21 protein-coding genes, 1 tRNA gene and 1 pseudogene are annotated in these 26893 nt (G+C 55.9%); 15 read left to right on the plus strand and 8 right to left on the minus strand.

The window, feature by feature from the left end; all coding sequences use genetic code 11:
* Positions 1 to 366: GxxExxY protein (locus RE6C_RS17790; protein WP_039962429.1), on the minus strand; the 366-nt coding region annotated here is incomplete at its 3' end.
* A 691-nt stretch (positions 367 to 1057) separates the two neighbouring features.
* On the opposite strand from RE6C_RS17790, the gene RE6C_RS17800 reads away from it, so the two are divergent.
* Entirely contained in the window at positions 1058 to 1561 is a 504-nt protein-coding gene (locus tag RE6C_RS17800) for an RNA polymerase sigma factor (RefSeq protein WP_008658732.1), read from the plus strand.
* Positions 1551 to 2141 (plus strand): hypothetical protein, encoded by a 591-nt coding sequence (locus RE6C_RS17805; protein WP_008658734.1) that lies wholly within the window; start codon positions 1551 to 1553, stop codon positions 2139 to 2141. The genes RE6C_RS17800 and RE6C_RS17805 overlap by 11 nt, the downstream gene beginning before the upstream one ends.
* A gap of 25 nt (positions 2142 to 2166) precedes the next feature.
* Here the strand turns inward: RE6C_RS17805 and RE6C_RS17810 are convergent, their stop codons facing one another.
* The 3 genes from RE6C_RS17810 to RE6C_RS17820 all read right to left on the minus strand — a co-directional run bounded on the left by RE6C_RS17810 (position 2167) and on the right by RE6C_RS17820 (position 5267).
* On the minus strand, positions 2167 to 3231 hold the full coding sequence (locus RE6C_RS17810; RefSeq protein ID WP_008658735.1) for a zinc-binding metallopeptidase family protein: 1065 nt from the start codon (positions 3229 to 3231) through the stop codon (positions 2167 to 2169).
* Between the two features lie 262 nt (positions 3232 to 3493).
* Positions 3494 to 3727 (minus strand): hypothetical protein, encoded by a 234-nt coding sequence (locus RE6C_RS17815; protein ID WP_039962440.1) that lies wholly within the window; start codon positions 3725 to 3727, stop codon positions 3494 to 3496.
* 85 nt (positions 3728 to 3812) lie between these two features.
* Complete coding sequence (locus tag RE6C_RS17820; RefSeq protein WP_008658739.1) at positions 3813 to 5267, minus strand: RecQ family ATP-dependent DNA helicase; 1455 nt, start codon at positions 5265 to 5267, stop codon at positions 3813 to 3815.
* 355 nt (positions 5268 to 5622) lie between these two features.
* Between RE6C_RS17820 and RE6C_RS17825 the strand changes: the two genes are divergently transcribed.
* Positions 5623 to 7080 carry an SDR family oxidoreductase gene (locus RE6C_RS17825; protein ID WP_008658741.1) on the plus strand — a complete coding sequence of 486 codons (1458 nt, stop codon included), beginning with the start codon at positions 5623 to 5625 and terminating at the stop codon, positions 7078 to 7080.
* A 116-nt stretch (positions 7081 to 7196) separates the two neighbouring features.
* Complete coding sequence (locus tag RE6C_RS17830; protein WP_008658744.1) at positions 7197 to 7823, plus strand: SOUL family heme-binding protein; 627 nt, start codon at positions 7197 to 7199, stop codon at positions 7821 to 7823.
* 101 nt (positions 7824 to 7924) lie between these two features.
* Here the strand turns inward: RE6C_RS17830 and RE6C_RS17835 are convergent, their stop codons facing one another.
* Positions 7925 to 8884, minus strand: a complete 960-nt coding sequence (locus tag RE6C_RS17835) for a phosphatase PAP2 family protein (RefSeq protein ID WP_008658748.1) — start codon at positions 8882 to 8884, stop codon at positions 7925 to 7927.
* A gap of 156 nt (positions 8885 to 9040) precedes the next feature.
* Between RE6C_RS17835 and RE6C_RS17840 the strand changes: the two genes are divergently transcribed.
* The 4 genes from RE6C_RS17840 to RE6C_RS17855 all read left to right on the plus strand — a co-directional run bounded on the left by RE6C_RS17840 (position 9041) and on the right by RE6C_RS17855 (position 14205).
* Positions 9041 to 9937, plus strand: coding sequence for a DUF1559 domain-containing protein (locus RE6C_RS17840; protein WP_236618311.1), 897 nt, complete (start codon positions 9041 to 9043; stop codon positions 9935 to 9937).
* Positions 9938 to 10028: 91 nt separating this feature from the next.
* Complete coding sequence (locus RE6C_RS17845) at positions 10029 to 10412, plus strand: BlaI/MecI/CopY family transcriptional regulator (RefSeq protein WP_007328667.1); 384 nt, start codon at positions 10029 to 10031, stop codon at positions 10410 to 10412.
* Positions 10412 to 11515: a M56 family metallopeptidase gene (locus RE6C_RS17850; RefSeq protein WP_008658754.1), complete on the plus strand. Its 1104-nt coding sequence runs from the start codon at positions 10412 to 10414 to the stop codon at positions 11513 to 11515. The genes RE6C_RS17845 and RE6C_RS17850 overlap by 1 nt, the downstream gene beginning before the upstream one ends.
* 197 nt (positions 11516 to 11712) lie before the next feature.
* Positions 11713 to 14205: a glycosyltransferase gene (locus RE6C_RS17855; protein ID WP_039962436.1), complete on the plus strand. Its 2493-nt coding sequence runs from the start codon at positions 11713 to 11715 to the stop codon at positions 14203 to 14205.
* Between the two features lie 1285 nt (positions 14206 to 15490).
* Here the strand turns inward: RE6C_RS17855 and RE6C_RS29540 are convergent.
* From RE6C_RS29540 to RE6C_RS17875, 3 genes and pseudogenes are all read right to left on the minus strand, one after another.
* A complete protein-coding gene (locus RE6C_RS29540; RefSeq protein ID WP_160167223.1) occupies positions 15491 to 16786 on the minus strand; it encodes an SUMF1/EgtB/PvdO family nonheme iron enzyme in 1296 nt (431 codons plus the stop codon).
* 623 nt (positions 16787 to 17409) lie between these two features.
* Positions 17410 to 17565: pseudogene (locus RE6C_RS32955) on the minus strand (ISAs1 family transposase); the annotation flags it as partial.
* A gap of 285 nt (positions 17566 to 17850) precedes the next feature.
* Positions 17851 to 17925: transfer RNA gene (locus RE6C_RS17875), tRNA-Pro, on the minus strand.
* 241 nt (positions 17926 to 18166) lie between these two features.
* Here RE6C_RS17875 and RE6C_RS17880 point away from each other — a divergent pair.
* The 7 genes from RE6C_RS17880 to RE6C_RS17910 all read left to right on the plus strand — a co-directional run bounded on the left by RE6C_RS17880 (position 18167) and on the right by RE6C_RS17910 (position 26756).
* The gene (locus RE6C_RS17880; RefSeq protein ID WP_008658764.1) at positions 18167 to 19153 is read left to right on the plus strand and encodes a M28 family peptidase; all 987 of its coding nucleotides are present in this window, start codon (positions 18167 to 18169) and stop codon (positions 19151 to 19153) included.
* Positions 19154 to 19834: 681 nt separating this feature from the next.
* Positions 19835 to 20188, plus strand: a complete 354-nt coding sequence (locus tag RE6C_RS17885; protein ID WP_037249933.1) for a hypothetical protein — start codon at positions 19835 to 19837, stop codon at positions 20186 to 20188.
* Between the two features lie 90 nt (positions 20189 to 20278).
* Positions 20279 to 22141 carry a cyclic nucleotide-binding domain-containing protein gene (locus tag RE6C_RS17890; protein WP_008658766.1) on the plus strand — a complete coding sequence of 621 codons (1863 nt, stop codon included), beginning with the start codon at positions 20279 to 20281 and terminating at the stop codon, positions 22139 to 22141.
* The gene (locus RE6C_RS17895) at positions 22138 to 23076 is read left to right on the plus strand and encodes a hypothetical protein (RefSeq protein ID WP_008664217.1); all 939 of its coding nucleotides are present in this window, start codon (positions 22138 to 22140) and stop codon (positions 23074 to 23076) included. Before RE6C_RS17890 ends, RE6C_RS17895 begins: the two co-directional genes overlap by 4 nt.
* 209 nt (positions 23077 to 23285) lie before the next feature.
* Positions 23286 to 25346: a cytochrome c3 family protein gene (locus RE6C_RS17900; RefSeq protein ID WP_039962446.1), complete on the plus strand. Its 2061-nt coding sequence runs from the start codon at positions 23286 to 23288 to the stop codon at positions 25344 to 25346.
* A complete protein-coding gene (locus tag RE6C_RS17905) occupies positions 25327 to 26100 on the plus strand; it encodes a hypothetical protein (protein WP_008658772.1) in 774 nt (257 codons plus the stop codon). Before RE6C_RS17900 ends, RE6C_RS17905 begins: the two co-directional genes overlap by 20 nt.
* 11 nt (positions 26101 to 26111) lie before the next feature.
* Positions 26112 to 26756, plus strand: a complete 645-nt coding sequence (locus tag RE6C_RS17910; protein WP_008658774.1) for a hypothetical protein — start codon at positions 26112 to 26114, stop codon at positions 26754 to 26756.
* Positions 26757 to 26893 lie beyond the last annotated feature (137 nt).

The following is a 26893-nucleotide window of genomic DNA, read 5'->3' on the forward strand; positions in this document are numbered from 1 at the left end:
GACGATGCGATGCAGACCGTCGATCAACTTTGCTTCGTGAAAATTGATGAGCAGCCCAACATTGAGATTCATCAATCGCAGATAAGACAGAGTCTGCGTTTTGTCGATGGGGTGGATTTGAGTCTTCGCTTTGAGTTCAACCACGACCAGTTCCTCGACCAATAGATCAGCTCGAAAAGCACAAGGTTCGTGCAGATCGTCGTAGTCGATCGCGACCGGTTTCTCTTCCACAACCGCCAAGCCTCGCTTTCGAAGCTCGTATGCCAAACAACGCCGATAGACATGCTCCAAGAGCCCCGGGCCGAGTCGGCGATGCACTTCGATCGCCGCACCAATGATTATGTCAGTCACATCATTCGGTTCCATCTCAGTCTCCAATGGCTCGAAACGCTCTCACTCCAATCTCCGCGAAGCTCCGCCCCACCGCCACTCCGCGTTTCAAGATTCGCGTCATTCGAAATCGCCCCGTCGTAATTGATCGAGGATCAGAGATTCCAACCCACCCTTCGGAAAGACGGCAATGTTTGCCTCCGGGCGGCTGGCCCGAATCGTCATCCCCAATGGTCACGCAAAGTTTGTATAGCGAACGGCATGACGTTTGAAACGCGGAGACACGGAGGAGCGGAGCTTCGCGGAGAGAGGTGAGCGTCAACTTGGCTCGGGGCCGCCGTACCGGTTGACGATGCGATTTAGGTCGTCGATGAACTTTGCTTCGAGAAAATTGACGAGTAGCAAGCGTCCAGATTCATCAAACGCAAACAAGACCAAGCCAACGAGACACTTCGATCGCTGCACCAATGACCACATCGGCCAGCTTCAATTGACTCCATCTCAAACACCACCGACTCAGTACACCCTCCCCTCAATCTCCGAGAAGCTCCGCTCCTCTACCACTCCGCGTTTTGACATTCGCGTCGACGATACGGAAGCTTTCCCTGCCACGGCTCTCCTCCCCCGAAAACGCTCAAAATCTGCTCTTCTTTGTAAGATCCGGCCAATCAACTGCGACTAGTTCATCAGAGTCACCAAGTCTCTCACTCGCTTCCCATGATCTCTTATGAATCCACGCCAGCAGGAACGACAGCTCCAGGTTTGGCTGGAGAAGCATCAAGGCTTGTTGGTCAAAGTTGCTCGTTCTTTCGCTCGCAACCGCCATGACCAAGACGACCTGTTGCAGGAAATTGGATTGCAGCTTTGGCGTTCAATTCCAAACCTGAACCCCGACGTCGCCGAGTCCACCTGGATCTACCGAGTCGCCCTGTATACCGCCATCAGTTGGACTCGCAAAGATTCCAAGCATCGCGAAAAGCGACAAACGCTTGCCGAAGAACCGATCGCGAACGAGCCCAACCCGGATCCTCGCGTGGATTGGTTGTACGAAAAGATTGCCGAACTAAATCCCATCGATCGTTCGCTCGCCTTGATGATGCTCGACGGCATCCAGCACCGTGACATCGCCGAAACACTCGGTCTTTCAGTGACCAACGTTGGCGTCCGCCTGCACCGCATCAAGAAACATTTGTCCTCGCTCCTCGACCAGGAAACCACCGATGAACTTTGACGAAATCCAACTGATTTGGAACTCCCAAGCCGCGACCAAAGAATCGCTCGAGCGTGAAAGCATTCTGCTTGCGGTCGTCGAAAAAGAACAATCGCTCCGACGCCTCACCACCATCACGGATGGAGTCATGATTGCAACGCTGTTGTTCGTCGCCGTCATGTTCTTTCGTGATCCCGTTTTGCAGGGACACGATCTGGTCTTGATCCTTCCTGGCATCGTGTGCCTCGCTGCCGCCGGCTGGCTATTTAAATGGCGAAGGGATCGCCAACATCGCCACCTTGGCTTTGAACAATCCTTGCGGGGATTGATCGACAAATCGATCGATGGCCTCGATGACCGCATCTCTCAAATGCGAAACTTTGTTTGGTGGTTCGCCGTCCCAAACGTGTTGGGACTGATCATCGCCCTGTTCATCATCGATCCCGCCCGACGATACTTGCTGTACCTCGTCTTTGGTCCCGCCTTTGCGATTTGCATGGGATTGGCCATTTGGCAAATCAACCGAGAAATTCGTTCACGGCTCTTGCCTGAGAAACAACGGTTCGAGCAACTGCGAACTCAAATGACAAACGATCAGTGAGATGGCTGGTGCTGCCATACGAATCTCACGATTTCAGATCCGCACCCGTCAGCCGGGTCAAGACTTTCAAAACCGCCTCGACACTGGACAGGTTGGCTGTTTCGGTTTGGGTGTGATAGGACGAAGTTGGCAACTGCAGCGTTGTTCCGGTGACCTCGCCATTCGTCGCGTCGATCAATCGTCCAAGCTCCGTCCGTCCGATCGAGCTTTGCTTTTCGCGAGTCTTGTTCATCTCGATCACGTATTCGTCTTTGAATCGATGCGTCAACTTTAGCTCATCGCAAATCTCTCTTAGTTCGGTTGTCACGGTGGGCTCAAACTCCGCCACCGAATCACGATTCCGAAGCACCACTTCTTGTGCGTTCAAGTCTTCTTGCGTTGGAAAGGGACTGGTGTCCAACACGACCAACCGCTGAGTCTTCAAATCAAATCGTTGAAACCACTCCGCGACGTATCGATAGCTCCGCCCGCATTCTTCACCAGCCGTGAAAAATGCCGTCCCACGAAAACCGCGACGAATCATCTCGATCAAGATCGCGACCGACACGACGTTGTCGAGCTGGGCTGAGATCTGCCCGTCGTCTTCTCGCAGTCGATCGACAAAAGAGACGGGTGTGCCTGGTTGCAGGAAGTCCAACCCATCGATGTCGAAAATCAAGTTCTTGCGACGCGGGCAGATGAATGACTCAGTGATTGTTCCTTGTCCTAAGTACGATCCCGCGTAGGGCGTGTGAGCCTGCACGCGTTGGCCGCGAAAACGGCCGGCGATCAACTCCATGAACTGCTCCGAAATCGAATCCCCATTCAGCTCCCCTCGGTTCCCGGCAATGAACGCCGCGTATTGGAATTCGCGAGGCCCGGTGCATAGCAATCCATGACGATCGACGTGAGCCGAGAGATAGTTGCTTTCCGGTTCGTCTCCTTGCGCAACCAGCAGCCCGTGGTAGCGAGTGATCGTCACCGGAAACTCTTCCAACTCGCGGCGCAGCACCCGAAAGAACGCGTCCTCCACGCCCACAACAGACGGCTCACGAATGAGTGCCCGAAGCAGATGCAAAAAACCTTGAAGCGAGTCGTGGGAACGTTTCATGAACTGGACTGGCGGAAGCGGTCGCGGCCTTCGTGTTGGAAGACCACAACACCTGGTGAAGGAGCGTTTAGGAACCGTTCGGAATCAAGTTCGGCTTTAGCGGAGCGGCGCGAGCCGCCCGGTGTGTCACCGGAGGGCTCGCGCCCTTCCGCTACCTTTTTTAAATCCCGAAGTTGTTTCCGAATGGTTCCTTGGACAATGCGTATATGCCGTTCCAGCCAACCGCACAATGGCAGCTTGAAAAGAAAACTGGCCGCCGGTTTCAATGCGTCTCCCACCAATCCGCGTAGGGTGTATTCCTGACCAATTGGCGGTTGTGATCGGTGTCGTCGTCCCACCAAGTCGGCCCGCGTTCTCCAAGTTTGATCTTCGCCGCGTTGACCGCATTGCGAGCGATTTGCATCGCGTCTTCATCACCCGATGCTTTCGCAGACTTCACGTCCCGTCTCGCTTTCATCAATTCGCAAACGTATTGCTGGCGTTCCTGTTCGCTCAAGCTTGGATTGGTGCACCGCCACAATCGTTGCTGGTGAACAAAGTATCGACCGTCAGCCGTCACCGGGTACTTCACAACCAATCACTCACGCACTCGCGGACGCGACAGCTCCACACTGATCGCACAAACAATCCGAGCCCGTCGTTTCGCTGACGCCAAAGTGCTCACGGAGCGATTGCCACCGGCACCTGGACGACTCGGCAAACTCCACCATCTCGCGGAGTGCCACCTGGCGATCCTCGGATCTCACCCGAGTCGCTTCCTCTAGCCGATCAGCCACACGGTGCTCGAGTTCTTCGACGATCAAGCGCCATCGACCTCGTCCGGCGGGAGCAACGATGCCGCGAGACGACAACAATTGAAAACAGTTCTTCAACGTGACGCGGCCGAGCGGACTGATCGGGGCCAGCTTTGACAAAGCCACCTCGCCGTCTTTGCCAATCTCGTTGACTCCGCGAACCAGCGTGTGATGCGCCGTCATGATCTTGCTCGCCTCCATCATCCCGCCGGCAAACATCTTCCGCAGATCCACATCGGACGGGTCATACAACAGCGTGCAACGCGATCGTTTGCCATCTCGTCCGGCTCGTCCCATCTCTTGATAGTACGATTCCAACGAACCCGGTAACTCAACATGGATGACTTGTCGAAGATCCTGCTTGTCGATTCCCAATCCAAACGCATTGGTCGCAAACATCACGCTCGGGCGACCATTCATGAACTGCTCTTGGGCTTCCGCACGCTCGGCCTTTCGCATCTTGCCGTGGTAGCACAACCCACCGAAGGATTTCGCCAATTGGTCAGCCGTCTTGGTCGTTCCGCAATAAACAATCGCTGGCTCGGTGCGTTCCAGCATGCCCTCGATCTCGAGAGCACGATGCAATTCCTTCAACTTGTCCTCCGCCGAGTAGCAGCGAACGACTTCGATTCGAAGGTTGGGTCGGTCGATTCCGGTTCGAACAATGGTTGGATCGTTCAAACGCAGCGAGCATCGCACCTCATCCAAAGTCCGTTCCGAAGCGGTTGCCGTGAGCGCGGCCAGCGGCGGATTGCCCAACCGCTCGCGAATGGACGGCAAGCACAAATAGTCCGGACGAAAGTCGTGCCCCCATTGGCTGACACAGTGAGCCTCGTCGACCACCATCAACCCGACCCCCACGCCCGCGAGCAATTCGCAGATGTCGGTTTTCTGAAGTCGTTCCGGCGTCGTGAGAACGAACTTGACCTCTCCCGCTGAGATCTTTGAACGAGCCGACTCGATCTGTTTCGCCGTCCTGGTGCTGTTGAGCACGACCGTTGGCTGACCAGCCTCCTTCAGATGCTCGGCCTGATCTTTCGCGAGCGATATCAACGGGCTGACCACCAACGTCACGCCATCGCGAAGAATGCCAGGCAGTTGGTAACAAAGGCTTTTGCCAGCCCCAGTTGGCATCAACACAATCGTGTCCTTGCCAGCCACAATCGACTCGCAGGCTTCGCGTTGACCGTGACGGAAGGATTGAAACCCGAAGCAACGGTCGAGGTGAGCGAGAAGATCCATCGTAGAACAGTTAGGAGGCTGGCGGCGATTCAGACGCCGGCGAGCGGCACGTGGTGAGCCAACTTCGCAAAGCCCGTGCCAACTCCCCGACAGCCGGCGTCCCCTTTCGGTGGATGAACCGTGCCGCCGCCTGTTCCTCCCGCGAAGCAACGCGTGAACAATAAGTGACGTAGCGGAAGGGCGCGAGCCCTCCGGTTCCTCACCGGGCGGCTTGCGCCACACCGCTAACATCGTCACTCATTGTTCACGCGTTGCTAACCTGTCTGCAGAGCGTTGACGGTCGCGAAAAAACTGCGGCGAAAAGAATCGCACGTCACAACGCACAAACTCCAGTCTCCTGCCCCCGGTTCACTTCATGTCGGAATCTGCTTCTCGCAACGAACGCATCCTGGTTTGCGGTGCCACCGGCTATGTCGGAGGACGCCTGGCCAGACGGTTGCTGGAAGAGGGCTACCAAGTGACTTGCCTCGTTCGAAGTCCCGAAAAGCTGACCAAGTTTTCGTGGGGGCAACACGAGCGTCTCACCGTCATCCAAGGCGAACTGGAAGACACCGAGGCCACCCGGCGTGCTCTCGAGAAAATCGACGTCGCATACTACCTCGTTCATTCCATGCAGTCGGCCAAGGGTGAATACGCCCAGCGAGACCGTGAGCTTGCGACCGGTTTCCGAGACACCGCCCAGGAATCTTCGTGTCGACGAATCATCTACCTCGGTGGGCTGGGCGAGTTGGGTGCCGATCTTTCCGAACACCTCGACAGCCGACACGAAGTCGGAGAAATCCTGCAATCCGGCCGCGTCCCTACCACCGTGTTCCGCGCCGCGATGATCATCGGCTCCGGGTCCGCATCCTTTGAAACGCTGCGTTACTTGGTGGAGCGTTTGCCGATCATGGTCACTCCCAAGTGGGTCAAAACCGAAACCCAGCCCGTCGCGATTCGCGATGTCCTTCGCTACCTCGTCGCTTGTTTGGATGTGGACGAAACGGCCGGCAAGACCTTGGACATCGGCGGCCCCGACGTCATGTCGTATCGCAATGTGATGCAAGTGATGGCGGAGAAACTGAAACTGCGTCGCCGAATCATTTTGCCGGTTCCCGTTTTGACTCCGTACCTCAGCAGCCTCTGGATCGGTTTGGTGACGCCGGTCAGCAGCAGCATCGCTAGACCGCTTTCCGAGGGTCTGAAGAACCGCACCGTTTGCCGGAACGATGATGCGGTGCGTTTGATGCCTGGTGAATGCCTGGGCATCGAAGCCGCGATCGAAGCCGCGTTGGGTAAAACTCAACAGGGCGATATCGAAACACGCTGGTCGACCGCGGGCAAAATCCCGGGCGATCCAGACTGGTCCGGGGGAACGACGTTGACCGACCGTCGCGAAATCACGGTCCATGGTTCCGTGGAGCAAACCTTCGCGGAGATTCGATCGATCGGCGGAGCCAACGGCTATTGGGGTGCCGGTTTCCTCTGGCAAGTTCGCGGTTGGATGGATCAAGCGATCGGCGGTCCCGGTCTGCGACGTGGACGCCGCCATCCGCGTGATTTGCATTACGGCGAAGCGGTCGATTTTTGGCGAGTCACGAAACTGGTTCCCAACGAACGTCTGACCTTGCGAGCCGAGATGAAGCTGCCCGGCGAAGCGGAACTCGACTTCCAATTGGAACCGTCCGCGGCAGAAACAACACAAGTCGTCATGACCGCAAGGTTCCGCCCTAAGGGCTTGCTGGGCCTGGCGTATTGGTACGCGGTGTTGCCGCTGCACGGCCTCGTCTTTCCCGTCATGCTTCGCGGAATCGCGAAAAACGTTCGGGGGTAGCCTCCCGTGTTGAACGAGCTCGATTCGATCGAACTAGCCAGCCATCTATCGTTCATTGGTCGACGATTCGCTTTCCGATCTGTCGCCATCAACCAGCGCAGACAAAAGGCAATCCGATGTCCCGTCGAAAAATCATGACTGTCGCAACGATCGCCATTCTGGTCACCGGCGGAGTGTTCCTGCTGAGCCGAACCACGCGAGCGGGTTACGAATCGGCGGAATACAAAGTCATCGAATCCGACGGCGAGTTTGAAATTCGCGAGTATCCCGATCTGATGCTGGTCGCAACGAAGACCAAAATCGATGCTCAAGGTCGAGACGGCAGCTTCATGAAGCTGTTTCGCTACATCTCGGGAGCCAACGAAGCCGAGCAAAAGATCTCCATGACGACTCCCGTCTTCATGGAAAACGACCAAGCCGATTCCGAAGTCCAGATGGGATTTGTGATGCCCAAAGAAGTCGCGGTCGAAGGCGTTCCCTCACCAACCGGTCCCGACGTCGATGTCCGCAAACGAACCGGCGGACGCTTTGCCGTGATCCGATTCCCCGGCAAGTTGGACAAAAAGCTCGCCAAAGAATCCGAAGCCAAACTACGAGCTTGGATGAAATCCAAAGGCCTGACCGCAGCCATCAACGAAGACGATGAGTCGAACAAAACCAGCGGGGTCGAAGCCGCCTCCTACGATCCGCCCTTCACCCCCGCGGCTCTGCGTCGCAACGAAGTTCTCATTCGACTTAAGTGAACCTCGTTTGTTTAACCGCCTCTCGATTCGATCGAACATCCCATCAAGCGAACCTCGACGCAGCAATCTGATCGTTCCAACGCCTCAATCAATCCAAGCGGCTACAGTCGAATCTCAAACATTCCGCCGATGCCTCCGTTCGAATCCATGACCGGAAAAAATTGAACGTTGTGGTCGGACGTTTCGGTTCGATCGATGGCCGATGCAGCCACGTACGCCAACCACCATCCAAGGGCAACCTGCGATGGATAGTGTGCATCGTCGTTGACTCGCGAAAGAGGACCAAGCAGCGATCCCGCATAGAAGCTGGCCTTCAGCACAGGACGTTCTGTCATCTTTGCTGCGTTGATGAATGGAAGTGCTGACATGAATGCATGGCCGCTCACACCGTTGTTGTCTTGAAATGGCAGCCAGCGAGAACCACGGTCCATTTCTCCAGGTCGAGAACCACCGGTCAGTCGCTGAGCAACCATCAACGGTGGAGCACCAACCAGAAACGAACGCATCGATCGTTCTCCCCAATGACCAGTCGTAACCAGCAAGGGCAACTCATCGAAGAATTCGCCCGCGGCCCAAACGCTGGCGAAGATCGGCAACGAATAAACACCGTTGCCAAGTTCTTTGTCCGCGTGCAGAAACTCTGACCAGTCATCGCTGGTCGCTCCGCGAACGCTGCCTTGAAAGTGTCGATGCAATTCGTCATCGAGTTGCGTGTTAGCAACGGCAGCCCCCAGCACGAAGCCGCCGGTCAACAATCCAAACGATTCCAGATCATAAAAATGCTGGTAATCCATTTGGATTCTCTGCCACAACGACTCGCGTTGGAACTCGTCTGCTTCATGGTGTCCCGCCCAATCGTCGGCGGCCCCGAACGCCGGATCATCCAGCAACAGTGAATCGTCCCAGATCGCCGCGCGCGAAACCAATCGTGTAGGCGGAGATTGCCCGATGAAAAACGGCTCGTCCGCTTGAACCGAAAGCGATCCGAAGGCGGCGACCAGCAAGCTGATGCTCGCCGCGAAACACTTTGGTTTCAGAAGGTCTAAAATGGAGCAAATCACCTGAGGCACCTTGAAGAGAAACGTGTCGCAACGCCTCCATTTACGAATCCTTTAGTTTTCAAAACAAGACGAATCCCAATGCGAAACGGGATTGCCAAAAAACTAATTCATTCGTATCTTGTTTCAGATCGCCCCACACGGATGTGGCCAACCAATATGAATCAAACGACCTCACACCGCTACAAACGATCCACGACTGACCCTCGAGTTGGCTTCACGGTCCTCGAGTTACTGGTCGTCGTGGCGATCATTGGTGTCTTGATCGCTTTACTAATGCCCGCGATCGGCTCCGCTCGAGAAACTGCTCGACGATTGCAATGCACCAATCATCTGCGTGAGATCGGGCTGGCGTTGCAGAACCATCATTCCACCGAGAACAAGCTTCCTGTTGGTTGGAGCTTTTCTCCCGGCAGCACATCTGCTTACGGTTGGGTCGTGCCACTGTTGCCGTATATCGAACAAGGTGCATTGGCGGAGCAGATTGACAGAAAGCGGCCGCTGAACGATCCGCGACATCAACTCGCCCGATCGACATCCTTGGACTGGATGCTCTGCCCGTCCGATATCACCGAACCGTTCTTCATGCTCTACCAAGACGACGAAGAGCGCGGTGAAGGGGAATCATTCAACCCCGTCGAAAGAGCGGTTGCGTTGATGCGATTGCCAACCGCAAACTACGTCGGAATCTTTGGGACCATCGAAGCGGACGATTGTACCCCCGCACCTTTGGGCGACGGAGCCTTCCTGGAAAATCATGCGACGCGTTTCCGCGATTTCCAGCGTGGAACCTCTCACACAATCATCGTTGGCGAGCGAACGATGGCCCAGGTTCCATCCACATGGATCGGCGTCAATTTGGCGGGCGAGGACGCAGCGGCCCGTTTGGTCGGCTCTGCATTGGAAGGAATCAACAATCCCTTGGCCGACGAGTGTGATCACTCCAGCCGCCATCCAGGCGGAGCGAACTTCTTGTGGGGTGATGGCCATGTAACCTTCGTCACCGAAAACGTCGACCTGCATGAGTATCACCGCTGGGCCAAACTTCGAGAGTAGCAATTCATTTCGCTTTGCAACCGAATGTTTTGCCACCACAAGCCGAACAACCCAAGCCTCCTATCCACGTTCCTCACTGAAATACCAACTGATGCCACGATCGAAAAAGCGAGTTGAGCTGACCAAGTGTGAAGCTGAAGTGATGGACGTTGTCTGGGACAAGGGCAGCGTTACCGTCAACGATGTCGTCGACACCATCGATCGCGAACTCGCCTACACAACCGTGCTGACGACGATAAAGATCTTGGAAGACAAAAAAATCGTCCGCCGTGGAAAGAAAATCGGGCGAGCGTTCACCTACACCCCAAAAGTCTCGCGAGAGCAAGTCCAGGAAGGCATGGTGAAATCGCTCGCTGACCAGTTGTTTGGTGGGTCCATTCGTTCGCTAGTCTTGAATCTACTTGAATCCGACGCCGTATCGCCGGATGACATCGAAGCAGTCAAAAAAGCCGCCGCAAAACTCGGGGATTCGTGATGGATCTTCGATTCGCATTTGAAGTCGGAAGCACGTTGTGCGTCCAAATCACGATTGTCATTGCGTTGACTGCTGCATTGCAACGCTGGGTCGTGGACGCACGTTGGGGATGCCGACTCTGGACAACTTGCTTCCTTTGCATCATCGGATTGGTCGCCGCAGCACTGTTGCTTCCCCATCGTCGATTGTTTCACTTCCCCTTCACACCCTCGCGTGAAGCGATGCTTGAAATCGTGGTTTGGCAAACCCGAATCGCGATAGCTTTCTTGTTGGTGTGGACGGCGGGCGTCGTCTGGTCCCTCGTGCAGCTGTGCTGGCTATGCGTCCGCTTGCTGCATTTTCTGAATTTTGAATGTGATCGGATCGATGCAGCGGAACTACTGAAAGCAATTGAGATCGCATCAGACGAGGATCGCGAACTGTCCATTTTTGTCTCTGGCAAGATCCAAGGACCATTCTGCTGGCAATTGCACCGCCCCGTCGTCGTGCTGCCATCGTTCATGGTCAGCGAACATCAAACGGGAGACGCAACCCTTCGCCACGTTTTGCTTCACGAACTCGAACACCTCCGTACTCAGCACCCGATGCAGCATTTCCTGCAAGGCATTTGCTCGACGATCTTTTGGTTTCATCCAATGGTTCGGGCTGCGGCATACCACGCTGAATTGACACGCGAATTCCTGTGCGACGAAGCTGCTGCCACCACGATCGGAAAGTTCAGCGTCTATTTGAGAACCCTGGCCAAGGTCGCCGAACATTCCCGCCGCGTCTCCTGCGATGGTCCTCCAACGGGAACGCTCGCCTTTGGAAACAATGACAGCAACTTGATTCGCCGCAGCAAACGACTGGTGATGCTTGCGGAGAGCAAACCACGTGAAGCTCATTGGCGACCTGTTCTTTCACTCTGCATCATCTTGCTCTGTACGACGCTCGTGCAACAACTTTGGCTGCCAACCAATGTGATGGCGTCGCAACGAAGTGATTGGTCCCCGTGGCCAAGATGGACTGCGAAAGCATTGCATCAATTCAATCTGCAGGTCCGAGACTTCGAGTCATTCGAAGATCGCGTGCAGATGCACGAACTGTTGACTGAAGAAGACTGAACGAAAATCGCAACGTCGTGGGACGATCCACCGACTTTCTTCCCTTTCCAATCCCGCACGCTCACTGAGTCCACAACTCCCATGCTTCAGAAACCCAATTACTAACTTCTTACAATTTACGTCTGCAGTCATCGCCACCCAGCAATGACAACCACCTACCGTTAATTACTAAAAGAACAGTACAAAGGAGTGCACGGATGCACGCTATCGAAACCAGTCATGCGTCAACCGCAGGCGCAGCCAGGATGGTCGCGAAGACTCGCCGGACGCCGTCCATCACCCTGATACTGCCGGCTTACAACGAAGCGGAAGTGATCGCCGACGCAATTATGGAAGCTGATTCGGCACTTTCGTCGATCACGCGTCGATACGAAATTATCGTTGTCGATGATGGCAGTTCTGACGCGACAGCCGAGATTGTTCGTGAGTTCGCAAAGTTCATTCACTCGTTGCGATTGATCCAGCACCCGCGCAACCAAGGTTACGGGGCGGCGATTCGCTCCGGTTTCTCTGCGGCACAGTGTGACTTGGTTGCCTTCACCGATGCGGACTGTCAATTCGATCTGACCGAATTAGATCGTTTCGTCTTGCTATCGGAACGCTACGACGTCGTCTGTGGCTATCGCATCGACCGGAAAGATTCGTCGCTAAGGTGCCTCTACTCTAAAGTCTACAACCTGCTCGTTCGAGCGATGCTCAACACCGGGGTTCGTGACGTTGATTGCGCTCTCAAGATGTTTGATGTCAACGTCGCGAAAAAATTGCGGATCACAGGGGACGGCTTCCTTGTCAATTCAGAAATGCTGACCCAGGCAAATCGCCTTGGTCACAGCGTCGTCGAGGTTGGCGTCTCGCACCGACCACGCACGCTTGGTCAAAGCACGGTCTCGATCAAGCACATTCCGAAGGTACTCACGTCTCTGGTGCGCTACTGGTGGAACGAAGTCCAGTTCTCAATCCAAACCCCCATGGACCGCCGGAATTCAGAAACAATATCCTCAGGCTGTTTTGGCCTGAACCCGAGCTGGTTGCAAATTGGACTGATCTTCATTGCAGCGGTGTTCATGTTTGCCAATCTTGAGTACCCGCTCATTGATCGCGACGAAACAAGGTACGCGGAGATCCCTCGGGAAATGATCGCAACCGGCAACTGGGTTTTGCCGCAACTCAATTTCGAGACCTACTACGACAAACCACCGCTGCTGTACTGGTTGTGTGCGATCAGCTTCCAGTTGTTCGGAATCAGTGAAGCACCCGCCCGCTTCGTTCCAGCTCTCGCGGCGATCTGCACTTTGGCATCCACCATGTTCTTTGGATCGCGGCTCTTCGGACGAACGGTCGGACTATACGCTGGCGTCGTGCTGATGCTTTCGGTCGGTTTCGCATTCACAAGTCGCTACCTTTTGCTCGACGGCGTGTTAGCACTCTTTGTTTCGCTTTCACTTTTCACCTCGCTGGAGGCGATTCGAAATCCGACTGCGACCGATGGCAAGGGTTCATTGCACCTCGGGTGGTGGATCCTTTCAGGCATTTGCATCGGCTTGGCATTCTTGACCAAAGGACCGATCGCGATCGTGCTTTGGCTTCCACCCGTACTGGCAATGACTTGGGTATCCGAAGCTCACGCACGCCCAAGGTGGCGGCACTACGGAGTTCTCGGTGGCGTCGCGTCCATGATCGCTGCACCTTGGTTTCTGATGGTGCACCTCGAAGACCCCGCATTTTTGAACGAGTTCTTCTATCGACACAACATCGCAAGGTTCGCCGGCGAATTCCATCCCAAGCCCATTTGGTATTTCTTGCCTGTCCTTCTCATCGCCGGTCACCCATGGTCCTTTCTAACAATCCCCTATGGCAAGTTCTTGCTGAGTCGCGACGAAAGGTCTCGCCGCCAACGACCTCCTGCCGTCGGATATCTGTTGCTGTGGAGTGGTTGGTGCTTCACGTTTTTTTCTCTGTCGAGTTGCAAATTGCCCACCTATCTTTTGCCCTCCGCTCCGGCACTGGCGTTGATGGTCGGCCATTACCTTCACACAGTACTCGCCGATGCAAGTCATCCTGAAAAGCACTTCTTTGCTCGATTCTGGTCCGCACGTTCGGCAACGGCGACCACTTGTTTTGCTGGTGTCGCATTCGTGGTGTATGCGATGATCTACACGGACGACGCCACCACCGTGCTGTTCGCTTGGGCCATGCTGTGGGCCGCTCTTTTGATTTCGTCCTTGGTGCTGATGGCGGATCGACATCAAGCACGGATCGCTTGGGGAACGTCCGCAGTGGTCGCATTCCTGTTTGCGGTCATGGTCATGCATCAGATGGTACCTGCTTACAGCCGATCCCAAACACTCTTTGGAGAATCCTCGCCATTGGCGAACCAACTCGGTGTCGACGAATCCACACCGATCGCCACCATTGAGCACGAGTTTTCAGAAGTGCCCTTCTATCTCAACCGAACCAACGTTGCTCACTTCGCCCGCCTGAGTGATCGGGGAATCAAACGGTTCCTGGTTCGAAACTCGAATTGCATTTTGATTGTTGATTCGCACATCGCCATCAAATCTTTGCGAGATCAATTGCCCGCCAAAAGCAAAATTATTCCGCTGCTTCAACGTGGCCCAGCAACGCTCTACCGAGTCAGCACAGTCCCGAACGTGGACCAACTCGCTCAACGAGAAACGCGTTCGAGATGAATCGCTTCTTAAAAATGCTCGAACGCTGCCTTCGACTCAGGCCCATTCGCCTAAGCGAGTTTGGCGCCAGCGATCGGTCAGACGTTTCATTGATCATTTCCATGGCAGAGCAACTGGAAGCAAAGCAACGATAAAACATTCACAGATCCAGCAGAATCAGTAGGTTGTTATTCAACGCACCGTCGTCAGACACAAGGATCGAAGCATACGGGTCATCACAACCAGTTGGCAGTTTTGGGCATTCATGTCTGCTATGGCGGCGGCACTCACCGCCATCTTTGCCAAACTTGGCGTGAAGGGCATGGATCCAAAGCAGCGGAGGACAAACCGGTCGAAGGCCAGTCGGAAGATACAAAACGCTTTGACTTCGGGGAGTGAATAAACAGCCGTGGGGTTCCGACTGCGATCGCTGTGCCTTAAGGAACCGTTCGGAATCAAGTTCGGCTGTAGCGGAGCGAGCCGCCCGGTGTGTCACCGGCGGGCTCGCGCCCTTCCGCTACCTTTTGAATCCCGAAGTTGTTTCCGAATGGTTCCTTGTCGGGTAGAGTTTGACGAATTGTTCGTCAGGTTGGTTTGCCCAACTTCAAGGTGGGAGATCAGTCGGAACGGTCTGACAAGACAGTTCTTCCGAGGGCCTCTTCTCGTCGGCAGCGGCCGCGTTAACTGTTGAGGGTTAAAACAAAACGGCCTTCACTGACATCGGCCATTCGCTCCCTCCACCAATGAGTCAGCACCTTGCTAGACGACTTCGATCTTTTCGGCGATGTGAGCGGATCCGACAGTTCCATTGGCTGTGGAGGGCTCATTTTCACATTCGCCCTCGCTGCTTTCCTGTTCATCATCGTTTCGGTTTGGATGTCGTGAGAGCATTTTCTTCTTGCGGAGTTGCATCAGCCCAGACGGATTCCGATTCACCCAGATCTGCTTCGGTCAAACACACCACGGCTTCCATATCCACGTGATCTCGCACGCACCGGTGTTGGCAACCGATGCGCGCTCCGGTTGATGAATCCGGAGCAGGTTCTGGCGTCTCTGTATGTTGTCGTCCGATCTGCGCCGACTCCGATGCGAGTTTTCCCACAGATCTTTCGCGCTGAAGTCGCCCCACCCGCAGCGAGTTCAAAAAAGGCGGGGCAAGGCTAAGGCTGCGAATGACTCGGTATACCATAGCGCTGTAGCCGCCCACTCATGCTGAATCGCCGAAGGTCCAGAACCGCGGCCGAACAGGCACGAGCCCTATAAAAAGCTGTTACCGTGGGGAGGATGCCCGTTCGAACTGCCGCGTCTATTGCTTGAACTGCCGAGTAAATTCATGTCCTAGTTTTTCAGCCGCTAGAAGCTCATCCGGTGTCAGAAACCCTTTTACTTTTTCACGGAGTTCCATTGAGTCCTGATTACCTGCGACGCTCGGAGGCGTAAGCCAAGCGTATGCGGTCACGTAGTCTTTCGGGCCGCCTTCTCCGTAAAAGTGCATGAGCCCAAGTGTTCCCATGGCCGACACGTTGCCTTGCTTGGCTGCTTTCATAGACCATGCTTTAGCAAGTTCAAGGTCTTTTAACACGCTCTTTCCATGATCTGAAGGGACGTTCAATCCGGTATAGTGCCACATCGCGACGCGTTGCTGAGCGTCTGGATCACCTTGCTTTGCTGCTTCTTGTATCCATTTGATTCCGTCGGCGAACGTTTGCGGATTCGGCGGGTCCCACATCGCATGCACCCCTAGTTTGTATTTTGCAGCAACCAAACCTTGTTCTTCGGCTTTGCGATACCAAGCGACTGCTGTACTTGTCGATTGGGGCACGAACTCACCTTCTTCGTACAGCAGCCCAAGGTCGAACTGGGCTCTCACATCTCCTTTTTCTGCTCGTTCGAGCAGTTTTTCGATGCGATCATTGGTATTGCTAGATGAGGCCGAGTCGATGACTACCCGAAAGCCGATTCCAATGAAGTCGGTAGCAGCTTCTGGGGGAAATCGGTGCCTGCTCTCCGATCGACATACCACCGGCGAACTCCCAAAGGCGCCCCCTCGCAATACACGTTTCGATCCAGAGGAAGGTCCCTGCGGATTCTTCATGCGACTGTCTGAGTAGTTCCCATACCAGTCCTGGCACCACTCCCAAACATTACCATGCATATCGTGCAATCCCCATGCGTTGGGAGCTTTTGTGCCGACGGGGTGCGTTTGATTCTGCGAGTTTTGTTTGAACCACGCCGCTTTTGCAAAAGCCTTTGGATCATCACCACAGTTGAAGTGTGTTTGGGTACCCGCGCGGCACGCGTACTCCCATTCCGCTTCCGTTGGCAAGCGGTAGACGCGGCCCGCAGTTTTTTCTTCGGGCAAGCGAGACAGCAGGTTGCAAAACGCTGTCGCGTCTCTCCAAGACACGTTGTCGACCGGCTGATCCTTGCCTTTCCATTGACTCGGATTTCTTTCCATCAGTTGTTCGTATTGTCGCTGGGTGACCTCAAACGCTCCCATATAATAAGTGCTTCCCAGCTCTACCTGATGAACCGGCCGTTCGTCTTCGTCGCCTTTTCCCGAGGGATCGCCCATGCGAAACGACCCCGCCGGCAACAGCATGAATCTCATTCCGATGGAGTTTCGAATTTCGGTCGGAAGCGGTGGTTCAGGGCTCGAGCGACGAGCCTGCTCTACCTCTTGAGCGAGCGATGGGACTGGCATTGTGATGAGCAGTATCAGGCACAAAGCCAACGGAGCAAAAAAGACGGACTCGCGATTGAGAATCATCAAGTTTTTGTCTTGTATATCTGGAAGCATCGGGTCGGATCTGTCGCAGAGCTATTCCGCCAAGACCTCTCCTTACCGCAGGCAAGCATCACACATCGTGCGAAAATAGCACTGATGTTCCGCTCGTACTGAAATCTAGCGAACAAGCTTCTGTACAGAGTAACACACCAAGGCCGGCTCCTCTATTTCGGCAGACTACCGCCAAACCCGCGTGGAGGTCTGCCGAAGCCATCGAGGCAATTTCGCGAACTCGCACTGGTCGATGCAGTCGGAGCATGTTAGCTGTCGGCGATCAGACGCGGTGAGAAAGGTCGGCGCGAGTTGGAGGAATCGGCAACTACGCGAAGACGATGCAACCTCGTTGAGATTGGACGCGTTCGAATCTGCACTTCGACATTGCTTGTTTCGAGCTTGTTGCTGACGGAGGCAATCAGCCAGGACGATTTCACGGGGAATCACGGGCTGAAAACGACTTTTTCCATGTAGCTGTCGTCCCATCCCGCAGTGAGGCGTTTGTTTTTCACGCCACACTTGGCTGTCTTCTTTTGTTTTAGCAGACTGAGTGCGGTTCGCCTCAGCGTGCTGAAGTTCTCATCCCCATGTGGTTCACGAAAATCGAAGTTGCTCACTGGCACGCTGTTGCCCACGAGCGACGCTCAGGAAAAGTAGAACATTTGTCTCTAAATGTCGGCGTGCCAGGGTGGAATCGTCGAACAGCGAAACGCGGACGTCTGGCAGTGAACTTGGTGAGGCAACGAGGCTTGGCGGCGGAGAACTGCCCGACGGAACAGTTGGGGACAACTGTTCTACTCTGACGCCATGAAATGCCGGACTCCAATCGGAGCCGGCGGCAGGACTGCCGCGGCAGAGACGGTGTGCGACACCGTGAAAGAAAGTCGGGATGACAAGATTCGAACTTGCGACCTCTGCACCCCCAGTGCAGCGCTCTAACCAGGCTGAGCCACATCCCGTGAAGGCCAAAACTCTACCGAAGTTCGCTCGAGTTCGCTAGGGTGAACAGCCACTTTCACGAACTCCCCTTTTGAGCGGCTTCCGCAGGAAGATTTGGCGATGGATCTGGCTAGGCAGGCGGCAACAAAAACATCGGATTCTCCCCATCGTCTCGCGCGATCCGTGCCCGAGAATTCCTCTCCGCCAGGAACGAGAATGGACTCCCCTACAAGCTCCCGCCAAGGGAACTGGCCGCGGCGATTGCTGACGCTCGCGGTCGTCGCCGTCTTCGCCTACGTCGGCGTGGCGGTTTGGCAAATGGTCCGCACCCCGGACTCAACGTCGGTCACCCCCGCCGCTCTCGGGCCCGTCCCGGATCGCTATGACGCGGACCGCGCCTTTGGTTACTTGGTCGACATCTGTGACCTGGGGCCGCGACCGTCGGGCAGCCCGGCGATGTTGCAGCAGCAAAAGATGTTGACGGAAGTGTTTGAAGCAAACGGCGGAACGGTCCGTTTGCAACGCGGCGAAATCCGGCACCCGCAGACAGGTGAGAACCTTCCGATCGCGAACTTGATTGCAGCCTGGAACCCCGACGCCCCGACTCGGTTTCTGCTGTGCGCCCACTATGACACTCGGCCCTATCCCGATCGAGATCGTCGCAATCCCAAAGGCGTCTTCGTGGGCGCCAACGACGGCGCCAGCGGCTCAGCAGCCCTGATGGAACTGAGCCATCAGTTTGAGACCTTGCCCTCGGACATCGGGGTCGACGTGGTGTTGTTTGATGCCGAGGAGTTTGTCTTTGGCGAACAGAGCGGCGAATACTTCCTGGGGTCAACTCTGTTCGCACAGCAATATTTGTTGGAGCCGCCCGCCGTTCCATATCAAAGCGGCGTGTTGCTGGACATGATCGCGGATCGCGAATTGCAGTTGCTGTATGAACGAAACAGTTTGCGTTACGCCCGCGACGTGACCCGATCCATCTGGGCGACCGCCAAACGTTTGGGCGTCAAAGCGTTTGTGCCACGGGCTCGCAGCCAAGCGATCCGGGATGATCACTTGCCGTTGAACCAGATCGCAAAGATCCCCACAACGGACTTGATCGATTTCGATTACCCGCGACCTGGATTTCGGGCCCCGCAGTATTGGCACACGACGCAAGACATTCCGGAGAACTGCAGCGGGGAAAGCATGGCGGCGGTTATTTGGGTAGTGCATGAATGGATGTTGGAGCAGAAGGGGGGATAGAAGTGGGAAAGGGGCTCAGGACCACTGGGGCTCTGGACCACAGGGGCTCTGGGGATTGCAAAATGGTCGTTGCGAATTTTGAATTGGGTGGTGAGATTGGTGGGGCCGAGGTTCGGGGAATGGGTTCTTTTGATGGCGATTGAAAAAGTTCAATTGACAATTTGAAATTGTAAAATCGGTTCGGTGGATCTGTGGAATGGGACTTGGGTTGGCTGGATGGGCTGCTTTGTTGGAAGCTTCGGTGCGGGCGCCATGTGGACATGGCCTTCGTCTGGGGTGGTGATTGCAAATTGCAAAATGGACATTGCAAATTTGGAATTGGGGTGGGGTGTGATGGGTGACGCTTGCTGCGTTCGAGGGGGCCGTACGATGGACTTCCGAGTCCGTCGATCGCGTGGGGTGAAAAATAGTGGTCTCGGGCTTCCGCGACGAGCTAGCGACGTCGGCCCCATCCGGGGCAATGTTCGTGGAACGCATCAGTGAAGCGGGCGAGTCGGAATGCGAGCGTTCAGCGAGCACTGCGGGGCGGCGATGCGTGCCGTTTCCTGCGTTCGGGCTACCTCACGAGCACGAGCACGAGCACGAGCTAGAAGCTAGAAGCTTTCCACCAACGTGATAGGATGATTGGATCCAATGGGTGGGACTCACCGGTTGGCTCGCTTCTCTTTCAAAGGCTCCCTCATGTTCGCCGGTGGTTTGGTCCTCGCCAGCACGCTGATCTTTTTCGCTGTTTGGTTGCAGCGGTCCGAACAGGTCGGCTGGTCGCATGAACGGTTCGATGAAGAAATCGATCAGTCCTACATGCAACGCCGACGTCGCTCTCGAAAACGGGTGAACTTCTTGTTCCTGGTTTGCGGTGTTTTGGTGTTGGTCGCGACCTTGGCCACTCCCAAAAATCATGCCGTGTGGCTGAGCTGTTGGATCTCGGTGATGTTGTCGCTGATGACCATTCTGATGTTGGCAGGTCTGGACGCCTTGCGAACCATGCGGCACGTTCGTCATCGACTGGATCACTTGCGTCAAAAACGGTCGTGAGTTTTTACCGGAGGGCTCGCGCCCTACCGCTTCAAATGGACGTGTGAAACTTGTCTTTGGCGGGTTGTGTCTTGACTTTGAGCCACGGCGATGGCTATCGACCGAGACATGATGACCGACGAATCCATTGCTGTGCGTCGTCCCCGACGGTGGGACGAACCGATGGACCCGCACATGACCGATGCGGACGTGGGATGGTTGCGCGAACAATCTCCCTTTTCGAACCTGGATCCCGCCGCGTTTCCCAAATCGATTCCACTCGATGGCATCCTTCGGAACGATTGCCGATTGCACCGTTTCGCTCACGGCGAAGTGATCGCTCGCGAAGGCGATTACGCCAACAGTGCTTTCCTGTTGGTGGATGGACACGCTGAACTTTTGACTCGCGAATTGCCACCGGAATTGCTGGGTCGGCGTGAAACCGAAAAAGTATCTTGGCCCAAAGCGGTCTGGCAACTGCTGCGACCGTCAGGTGTCCGCGAAGCTCGGCGTCCTGAGGAAGTCGTCCCAAATGTCGACTTGCATGCCTCCGCTCATCATGCGGACGATCGTCCTCCGGTGTTGCAATTGCAAGACTTCGATGGGCTAGTGCGAGCCGGACAAAGTGTGCGATTGAGCCCTGGTGAATTGTTCGGTGAGGTGGCGGCGATGTATCGGTCGCCTCGATCGGCCACGGTTGTTTCGCAGGGCGACAGCACGTTGCTGGAGATTCGACTGCAGGGTCTGAAGATGCTGCGTCGCGACCCCGCGTTTTCTCAGCGGATGGACGATCACTACCGAGAAAACTGGTTGCCGCTGCATTTGCGTGAGATCCCGTTGCTACGATTTCTGCCGGAGCAAAATTTGCAACGGGTGGTCGCGGCGACAATCCAACGATCATTCGGCCGGTTGGAATGGAACGCGGACTACAAAAAGACTCGCAAGCTTTCTCCCGCCGAACAGATTGAAAGTGAACCGGTGGTGGCGACCGAGGGTCATCAGGTCACGGATCTGATCATCGTTCGCAGCGGCTTTGGACGGGTTTGCCAAAGCTACGGCGTGGCTCAACGAACAACCGCGTATCTTGGCAAAGGCCACCTGTTCGGTCTGGAGGAGATCGCGTTGGGTGTCACCAACGAGGACGGTCCAATCAATTTGCCGCTGCAGCATTCGCTTCGCGCGGTTGGATTCTTGGACACGTTGCATATTCCGGTGGAGTGCTTTGCCACCGACATTTTGCCTCACGTTCGCCGCAACGAGTTGCCAGCGTCCGCGGCGAAAGCGTTGTTGCGAATGCCGGCGTCCGAGGAGGCTCGTGAACGTCGCAGCGAGAAGCGACCGAAGGTGGATTTGCCGATCGTTTCGACGGCGATGAATCACACCAGCGAAGAAACATGGCAGGACTTGCCGAGTCCGACCGGAACATCATTTGAGCCCACCGGGTTGCTCGAATTCATCGTGCAAAACCGTTTTAACAACGGTCGCGAGGCGATGATCATCGATCTGCATCGTTGCACGCGTTGCGATGATTGCGTCAAAGCTTGCGCGAGCGTGCATGATGGCAATCCCAAGTTCGCTCGCGTTGGCGTCAACCACGATCGACTGCAATTCGTTCAAGCTTGCATGCACTGCACCGATCCGGTTTGCATGATCGGTTGCCCAACGGGGGCATTGCACCGCGAGGAATCCACCGGTCACGTTCGCGTTTCAGAATCCATCTGCATCGGATGTGGCACGTGTGCCAAAGGGTGCCCGTACGGCAACATCGAAATGGCGGCGGTGAACGATCCCAAGGGTCGTCCCTACACCGACGAAGCGAGCAACCGACCGATCACCAAAGCGACCAAGTGCGACATGTGCAGCGGGCTGCCCAGCGGACCGGCATGCGCAGCGGCCTGCCCACATGATGCGATCGTTCGAATTGACTTGAGCGAATCGCCGCCGTTGGAAGACTGGTTGAGGAGACGAACATGAGTGTGGCTGAACGCCGCCGTTCTGCATCGTCGCGACGCTGGCAACAATTCCGAACCGATGCCGTGTCTAAGTTCCGTCGCCGGGTGTTTGGCACGGGTCGAGCTTGGTCGTTTCGACGTCGACGGATCGCGAGTTTGATCGTTGTTGCGATTGCGATTGTGCTGACCGCATGGATTTCTCAGTCGCTTCATGCGGCTCTTTATCGAAGCAGCGTGATGACGGGTTGGACGCTACTGAGTTCAATCTTGATCTTGTTTGCGATCGGCATTCGTCGCCGGATTCCAATCTTGCCACTGGGCACGATGAGCACCTGGACCCAGGTTCACATTTTCACGGGTTTGTTCGCGTGCGGCGTTTTTGTGATGCACGTGCCCGCGATCGCGACGGGGCGATTGATTGCGGACGGATGGTTGGAAGGAACGCTGAGCGTCCTGTTCATTGGCGTCAGCTTGTCAGGTTTTTATGGCATCCTGGCGAGTCGTCGTTTGCCGGCTCGTTTGACAGCGATGGGCAGTCAACCTCGGTACGATCAAATCGATTGGCATCGAGAGCAGCTGGCAGCTCGTGCGACGCAGCGACTGGATAGTTTGACCAGCGTCGATTCTCAACGCGTCTTGGGCGAGTTTGACGATCAATACCTTCGTCGTTATCTCGAATCGCCACTTTCATGGTCGCACCGTTTGTTCGCTCATTCGTTTCGACGTCGCCGTTTGGTGATCGGCCTGAACGAGTTGCATCGTTACTTGGAAGACGATGGCAAAGAAGTCGCCGACGAGCTTGCCGGATTGGTTCGCCGCCGAGATGAGCTGGACACGCAGCACGCTCTTCAGTGGCGACTGCGAGCTTGGGTTGCGGTTCATGCCGTGATGTCGTTGGGATTGGTGGCGCTCGCCATCATGCACACCATTCATGCATTGCAGTTTGTGGAATCATGAGACGCGACGACTTTCAACTGCCAATACCACCGAGGCTCGAACGGCCCGGGCACCCGTACGCATGCGGGCGTTCACCGGGATGCGATCCTTGTTTGCATGGACCAAGCCGCACGGGTTCATGCCCCTTTGCCGACAGCGACGATCCGGACAACGAGGCTTGTTCTCCACGACGAACGTGGGCGGGACGTCGACGCCAATTCACCGCCGCGATGCTGGCAATACTGGCCGCCGCGATGGTCGTTCTCTTCGCGACACGAGCGACACCCAAAGTCATCCAGCCTGGCAACCTGACAACCGCTCACGCACAAATCCTGTCGGGCGAATTGGCTCAAGACCGATGTGCGGCGTGTCACCAAAATGCGACCAGCAATCGCTGGCTGGCAACCTCAAGCGACCCCTCATCGAGCAAACAGAACGATGACAAGGGACTCTTCAACTTGGCGAGCTGGATTGGTGGCGGAGGAACACGGCACGCCGACATGCCGACTCTGGCAATGACCGATTTGTGTCTGAATTGCCACGAGCAACAAATGCCACGCGAGTCGGCTCGGTGGGCACACAACTTGTCGCAAGAAGTCCGCGACGAGCTGACATTGGCAGCGATCCTGAAACGCGACGGCAAGCCGATTGCATTGGAATCCAACAACAGCGAATCAGAGCTTTCCGACGACAGCCTGGCTGTTCAAACGGTCAGCCGAACGTCCTCGCTTCAAAACAATTTGGCCTGCAGCATTTGCCATCAAGAACACCACGGCGCAGATGCGAACCTCGCCGCCATCACGGATTCGCGTTGCCAAACCTGCCACGTCAATCAATTTGGTTCCTTTGCCGATTCGCATCCCGAATTTGGTCAGTGGCCGTACGCACACGCGTCCAACATCCATTTTGACCATGGACGCCACGCGAAAATTCATTTCCCCAGTGACGCGGAGAAACGAAGCGGTGGGGATCCATCAAGTCCCGATGCGTTTTCGACGTTTGATTGCAAGACATGCCACGTTGGGCCGAGCTTCTCGAGTTTCAATTTGGACTCCACCGATCCGGTGATGACAACGTTGCCGTACGAGATCGCTTGTGCGCAGTGCCATGACGAAGCGTTGCGGGTTCAGGTGGCCGAAGGTCCGGCGTTGTTGCAGTTGCCGACCTTGCCCGATGACATTGCCGTGCAAATCGAAGACTGGCCAACTTTGGCAACAGGTTTTGCCGATGGCACCATCGATGGTTGGATGGCGTTGATGTTGCGGGAGCGAATCAGCGAGTCGGCGTTGAACCGATTCCAACGTGTCGATGCAGCGAACTGGGATTCGCCAATCGTGCAGGTCGAAGCGGTATCGCTGGGCAAAGCGATCACAAAGCTCTCGCAAGAGTTGGCGACGACCGGTCAAGACGCACTCATGCAACGACTACGAGAGGCCGGGATCGATGAACAGACCGCCTTGCCTCTTGTTGAATCGTTCCCGCCACAACTGGTTCGCGACGCGTTGCGAGTTTGGTTTGGTGAAGCTGACACTGCGACCGACGCAACGGTCGACTCATCGGTCGAGGCTGGTGCACTGAGTGGATTGCTGGACGGTGAATTCGAAAGCGAATTCGACAGTCCCTTTGACAGCGGGATCGGCGGCCCCGATCCATTGTTGGCAGACGATCCGTTATTGGCCGATGATCCATTGACCTCTTGGTCCACGGCCGACGAAGAAACGCCCGCGCCGGAACAAGCAGACTGGGCGGCCGAGTTGGCGGCTCGCTACGACGCGGCCAAGACTCAATCGTTTGGTGGTTGGTATCGAGACGATGTGACTTTGTCGGTTCGCTACCGTGGCAAAGGTCACTCTGATCCTGTGTTGCGATCGATGATCGAAATCATCCAGCGGTTACCATCCGACGACCCACTCAAGCAATCCATGTTGGCTCAGCCCGCGTTTCAAGCGTGCGTGGGTTGCCACCAGGTGCAAACGGATCCGTTGGCCGATGCATCGCTCGCGGCGATGCGATGGCGAGCATTCCGCACCAAAGAAAACGGCGATCGGCTGACCCATTTCTCACACACGCCTCACTTGAACGTGCAGGGATTGCAGGATTGCAAACACTGCCACCAATTGGGAACGACCAATCCGGCCAATGCGGTGCACATGGACGGTGAATCAACGATGAATGCGTCACCGGAATTTTTGCCGATGACAAAGGCGAACTGTTCCAGTTGTCACACCAAGTCCGCGGCGGGGGATCACTGCACGCGATGCCATCGCTATCATGTGCACGATGCCCGATGATTTCCGACCGCCGTCTCCACCGACGAATCCATTCTCCAGTCGCCACACGCGACCGGGTGCGATTCCGTTTCGCTTTGGTCTGAACGAAAGCGATCCAGCCGACCACATCGCAAGAATCGTGGCGGACCTGCGACATCACCGACTCGGTTTGATTGTCGGGAACCATGGGTCTGGCAAGTCGACTTTGTTGCACGACATGGCCGATGCGTTGCAGGCGGAATTCCCCGGCGGGAAATGGATTCAACTGACCGCCGATCCCAACCGTTCGGCAGTGGCAGGCATCTCCAGCATGCTGCTGAATGACCGAGCCGCGAGTGAGGCACAGGCGACGGTTTCGCCCGGTGGGGTGCTGGTCCTGGACGGAGCGGAGCAATTGTCGCCGTGGGGACGGTTTCGTATTCGCCGACGAGCCCTGCGAGCGGGCCACGTTTGTTTGGTGACGGCCCATCGCGATCTTCGCGGTTTTCACATGTTGCACCGAACGAAGGTGACCGCCAAGCTGATTGAGGACCTGTTGGCAGAATTGCTGAGAGACCATCCGGACGCCCGCGAAAAACTGGCGAGGGTCGGAAACGGTGATTTGATGTCATCTTTCACCGATGTCACCGACGTTCGCGAATTATGGTCTCGACTCTATGATGTCGTGGGACTGTCACCGGGGACGCCGTCACCGCGAATGCCTGAGTCAGGAACGCCCGACAACCGCATCGATCTCCGGCCCGCCTCCCATCCCGAAAATTGCCCCGACCTCTGAGTGGATCCTTCATGGCTGTACGTTTGAACGTGATCGTGCTTCGTCCCACCGGCGAGCATCGCCATTTCGATCCGGCATGCGATGATGCAGTGGGCCAGTTGCTCGGTCGGCCTGGGCTCGATCTTGTCTTGCTGGATCGCATTCCCGGTCCGGATGAATCCGGCACGGAACGATTGGCTGTGGAATCAATCGCGGGCGATGTTGCCTGCGTCGGCTGGACCGATGCCGAGCTGGTTTCTGAACCTCTCGGGTTGCTGGGCAAACGGGTTGCTCGCGTGCCGCACCGCCGAGACCAAGATGCCGCTCCGGTTCAAAGCGATGAACCAATCGCGAAGCTGTACCACTTTGACATGCGCCGCGAAGGTGCATCGCAAACGATCTTGGCGGACTTGCAAGCTTTGCTGGCGACTCGGCAAACACCGATGTTTCAGATCGGCGTTGGTGGTTCGACGTCGCCGAAGCCAGCCACTGCATCGCCTTCTCAAGCTTCGACGCCTCCAAAGAACACCACACCGACTAAAGCCGCAACGCCATCGCCCGCCAAGCCATCGACGACCGCAGTGTCTTCACTGAACGCACCCACGCCGCCATTGACTCCCAATCAATCCACGGACCTGGATGCGTTGGTGGATGAACTGGACGAGCTGGATCTTTGATTGGAGTGGATGTGCCAGCGGTTTCAAATGGACTCGGTTGCGATGAGGCATGGCCGTTGAGGACTGCCCGACGGAACAGTTAAGGACAACTGTTCTACTCTGGTGCCGCTATCTTCTGGCGCATGGAGGTCGTGCAG

The sequence above is a fragment of the Rhodopirellula europaea 6C genome, from assembly GCF_000338295.1.
Lineage (GTDB): Bacteria > Planctomycetota > Planctomycetia > Pirellulales > Pirellulaceae > Rhodopirellula > Rhodopirellula europaea.

Coding starts and splice junctions, on each gene's coding strand:
- RE6C_RS17800 (WP_008658732.1), top strand. CDS start 1,058: ATGAATCCACGCCAGCAGGAACGACAGCTCCAGGTTTGGCTGGAGAAG.
- RE6C_RS17805 (WP_008658734.1), top strand. CDS start 1,551: ATGAACTTTGACGAAATCCAACTGATTTGGAACTCCCAAGCCGCGACC.
- RE6C_RS17810 (WP_008658735.1), bottom strand. CDS start 3,231: ATGAAACGTTCCCACGACTCGCTTCAAGGTTTTTTGCATCTGCTTCGG.
- RE6C_RS17820 (WP_008658739.1), bottom strand. CDS start 5,267: ATGGATCTTCTCGCTCACCTCGACCGTTGCTTCGGGTTTCAATCCTTC.
- RE6C_RS17825 (WP_008658741.1), top strand. CDS start 5,623: ATGTCGGAATCTGCTTCTCGCAACGAACGCATCCTGGTTTGCGGTGCC.
- RE6C_RS17830 (WP_008658744.1), top strand. CDS start 7,197: ATGTCCCGTCGAAAAATCATGACTGTCGCAACGATCGCCATTCTGGTC.
- RE6C_RS17840 (WP_236618311.1), top strand. CDS start 9,041: ATGAATCAAACGACCTCACACCGCTACAAACGATCCACGACTGACCCT.
- RE6C_RS17845 (WP_007328667.1), top strand. CDS start 10,029: ATGCCACGATCGAAAAAGCGAGTTGAGCTGACCAAGTGTGAAGCTGAA.
- RE6C_RS17850 (WP_008658754.1), top strand. CDS start 10,412: ATGGATCTTCGATTCGCATTTGAAGTCGGAAGCACGTTGTGCGTCCAA.
- RE6C_RS17855 (WP_039962436.1), top strand. CDS start 11,713: ATGCACGCTATCGAAACCAGTCATGCGTCAACCGCAGGCGCAGCCAGG.
- RE6C_RS29540 (WP_160167223.1), bottom strand. CDS start 16,786: ATGCTGTTGCCGGCGGGGTCGTTTCGCATGGGCGATCCCTCGGGAAAA.
- RE6C_RS17885 (WP_037249933.1), top strand. CDS start 19,835: ATGTTCGCCGGTGGTTTGGTCCTCGCCAGCACGCTGATCTTTTTCGCT.
- RE6C_RS17890 (WP_008658766.1), top strand. CDS start 20,279: ATGGCTATCGACCGAGACATGATGACCGACGAATCCATTGCTGTGCGT.
- RE6C_RS17895 (WP_008664217.1), top strand. CDS start 22,138: ATGAGTGTGGCTGAACGCCGCCGTTCTGCATCGTCGCGACGCTGGCAA.
- RE6C_RS17900 (WP_039962446.1), top strand. CDS start 23,286: ATGCTGGCAATACTGGCCGCCGCGATGGTCGTTCTCTTCGCGACACGA.
- RE6C_RS17905 (WP_008658772.1), top strand. CDS start 25,327: ATGTGCACGATGCCCGATGATTTCCGACCGCCGTCTCCACCGACGAAT.
- RE6C_RS17910 (WP_008658774.1), top strand. CDS start 26,112: ATGGCTGTACGTTTGAACGTGATCGTGCTTCGTCCCACCGGCGAGCAT.